The organism is Candidatus Frankia alpina, from assembly GCF_902806485.1.
Taxonomy (GTDB): domain Bacteria; phylum Actinomycetota; class Actinomycetes; order Frankiales; family Frankiaceae; genus Frankia; species Frankia alpina.
This window is the reverse complement of the sequence record NZ_CADCWT010000392.1, coordinates 1-2,805: the sequence shown is the minus strand read 5'-3', so window position 1 is coordinate 2,805 and position 2,805 is coordinate 1. Positions and strand designations below refer to the sequence as shown.

Sequence of the window (2,805 nt, the reverse complement as noted above, 5' to 3'; positions counted from 1 at the left end):
GAGGCTTCGGTCCGGAACCCAGCCGGTGGCACCGGTCGGGGGCCGGGGCGCCGCAGGCGGAGCCGGCGGCAGAGGGGAAGTGGGTCCGGGCCCCGGTGCCGGACCGGCAGGCGTGGCGGCAGGCGGCCGGTGGTGGTTGGCCATAGTGCGGATGTCGTCGTCGGTCAGCCACGCTGCCCGGACCCGGACCGGGGTCGGGTCTCCGTCGACCAGGACATAGCCGACGCCCGGCAGGCCGCGGGGAATGCGTTCGCAGGCGGCGCCGCGGTCGTGCGCTCCGTTGCCGAGGACCATGTCGGCCTGTTCGCGTTCGGTCATCCGCAGCGCGACGCGGACCGGGAACAGGTCGCGCAGCGGAAGGACTTCCTTGCGCGGATCCTGCACCGCGCCGACCACGACGACCCCGGGGGCGCGGCCCTGCGACAGCAGCAGGGACAGGGACGCGGCGATCTGCTTCTTGAGCTGCGGATCGGCGACGTAGGCGGTGAGCGAGGCGATTTCGTCGACGAGGACGACGACGAGGGGGTCACCGGGAGATGGCTTGTGCAGGCGGGAGACGCCGCGCAGCCGGCCGGTGCGCCGATTCATGATCCGCACCGCGTCGGCAAGGAGATCGTTGATGCCGTCGACGTCGGTGGCGAACCGGTGGAACAGCGGCTCCCCGAAGGCGAGTTCCATGCCGCCTTTGGGATCGCAGGCCCAGACCTCGACGAGCCCGGCGCGGATCGCCGGTGCCAGCGCCCGGACGGTCGACCACAGCACCGAACCCTTGCCAGCGCCGGTAGCCCCGGCGACGAGGACATGCGAGCCGCGCAGCGGCAGCAACCAGGCGGTTCCGTCCTCTCGCGCACCGATCGGCAGCCGGTCGAGGTCCCCGGGGTCGCCGGGCGGGAGGATGTCGGCGCGGATGGCACGGCCGAGGACTTCCCTGCGAACCAAGACCAGGCCGACCCGGTCCGCCCGGTCGAGATCGGACGAGATCCGCAGCTCCCGCAGTTTCAAGGTGGCGGTCAGCCGGCCGGCGGCCTGATGGAGGTCGTCGGCGGACTGCCCGGGAGCGAGGGTGATCCGCAGGTGCCAACCGGCGGCGCCGCGTCGGGCCCGGCGGATGCGGGGGGTGCGGGGCACGAACCGGCCGGAGGTTTCCAGTCCGCAGGCGTGACAGGCCGCCGCCCATCGCCGCCGCAGCCGGCCGCCGAGCAGCCAGCCGAGCACGGCCCGCCGCGCCGGAGGTGTCACGGCGACGGCGACGGCCAGGGCGACGAGCAGCCACCGGGCGCCGACCGGTCCGACCGTGTCGATGGCGCGCCGGTAGAGCAGCACGACACCAACCACGGCGACGGCCTCCCGCCGCCAGCCCCACAGGTACCGCCCGACATGGCGGAAGAGGACTTCGGCGACGGAAGGCCGCAACGCGAGCCGGAACTGATCGGTTCGGATCCGGCCCCGCCGGATCTTCAGCACGGCCATCATGACCGTCCATTCCGACCCCGGGTTGGGCAGGACAGGGGGGTGGTGGTGCGAGGTCAGGGCACCACCACCCCCGCCCGAGGGCCCGGGACTGCGTGTTGACCGGGCCGTACGGGCTGCCTGCGGGAATGCGGGTTAGTTCTTGCCGGCCGGCGGGGTCGTGGCGGGGGCCGGCGGCGGGGCGGTGGGCAGGGCCCGGATGGTCTGCGCGGCCCAGGAGATGCCGTGACGCTCACCCATGGCCCACTGCGTGCCGACGAGGCCGACAAGCGTCACCGGCATGCCGACGCTGACCCGAGGCGCCTCCCCGGCGACCTTCACCTTGAGTAGGGACGTGTCGCCCTTGTAGGTCACCGCGACCTGCACGACGTGCAACGGCAGGCCGTCACGGTGGGCGCGCGGCTTGCCGTCGAGGTCGACATCCGGGGTGGCCCCGGGCACGGCCACCACGTTCTCCAACGCCGAATCGTTCACGGGAATCACACGCATAACATTTCTCCTTAGTTACGGGAAGAACCGCACGGGCGTACGGATCCGAAAATCGCGGGGTGATAGGCGACCGGCGGGCACGACACCGTGACCGGAGGCGTGGGGGTGCGGTCGAGCAGGAAGACGGCGACCGTGACGTCGAACGCGAGCGAGAACAGAGGGGCCATCCATGCACTCAGCGCAAGGACCACCAGCACGTTCATGCGACGGCGCGCGACATCCTCACCCACGGCGCGTGACCTTGGCGACGAGCCAGAACACGGCAACGACGATCAGTATGACCGTGATAACCGCAGCCCAGGTACCCGCGGACGACAGGAAGAACAGGCCCAGGTAGAGCGCCCAGAAGACGAAGACCCAGAACGAGAAACCGTACGAGCGACGCACGTAGTAGCGAGGCACAGCAGCAAACCCCCGGAACAAGGCGGGAAAGGGAACGCTTTGACCCCGCTTACTCTGCCCGCCGCCACAGCCCCAAGGAATGCACAAAACTCTGTTATTCCGCGGAAATTGCCGGGGGTGGGGCCGGTGCGCGTGGTGGAGTGAACCCGGGTTTCCGATGGAGCCGGGGCGGAGCGTCGAAGCCGGAGTGAACGCGGACCGGTCCCGGAGCGCAGCCGGATCGGCGATCACAACCCGGACAAAACCGCTGGAAGCCGTCAGTCGGTGACTGCTCTGTCACCGGTCACTATCGGACGCGGAGCAACACCGGACCGCGCCCGTGGCCGGGCCGGGGCCATCCGGGGATCTAGCCGTGCCCGACACGGAGTGAACCCGGAGCGGACCCGGACCGCGGTCGGGCAGGAAGGATGACGGCCCCACCGATTACCACCGTCGAACCACACG

The 2,805-nt window shown here is 70.9% G+C and carries 4 protein-coding genes; all 4 read right to left on the bottom strand.

Translation table 11 applies throughout. From position 1 onward, the window contains the following. Nucleotides 1-1,470, bottom strand: a 1,470-nt coding sequence (locus tag G6R25_RS23135) for an FtsK/SpoIIIE domain-containing protein (protein WP_163554555.1), incomplete at its 3' end; no start/stop codon positions are given. Between the two features lie 135 nt (nt 1,471-1,605). Continuing rightward, on the bottom strand, nt 1,606-1,959 hold the full coding sequence (locus tag G6R25_RS23130) for a hypothetical protein (protein WP_163554554.1): 354 nt from the start codon (nt 1,957-1,959) through the stop codon (nt 1,606-1,608). A gap of 11 nt (nt 1,960-1,970) precedes the next feature. After that, nucleotides 1,971-2,189, bottom strand: a complete 219-nt coding sequence (locus tag G6R25_RS23125) for a hypothetical protein (protein ID WP_235949485.1) — start codon at nt 2,187-2,189, stop codon at nt 1,971-1,973. Then, nucleotides 2,182-2,361, bottom strand: a complete 180-nt coding sequence (locus G6R25_RS23120; RefSeq protein WP_163554553.1) for a hypothetical protein — start codon at nt 2,359-2,361, stop codon at nt 2,182-2,184. The genes G6R25_RS23125 and G6R25_RS23120 overlap by 8 nt, the downstream gene beginning before the upstream one ends. Nucleotides 2,362-2,805: the final 444 nt, after the last annotated feature.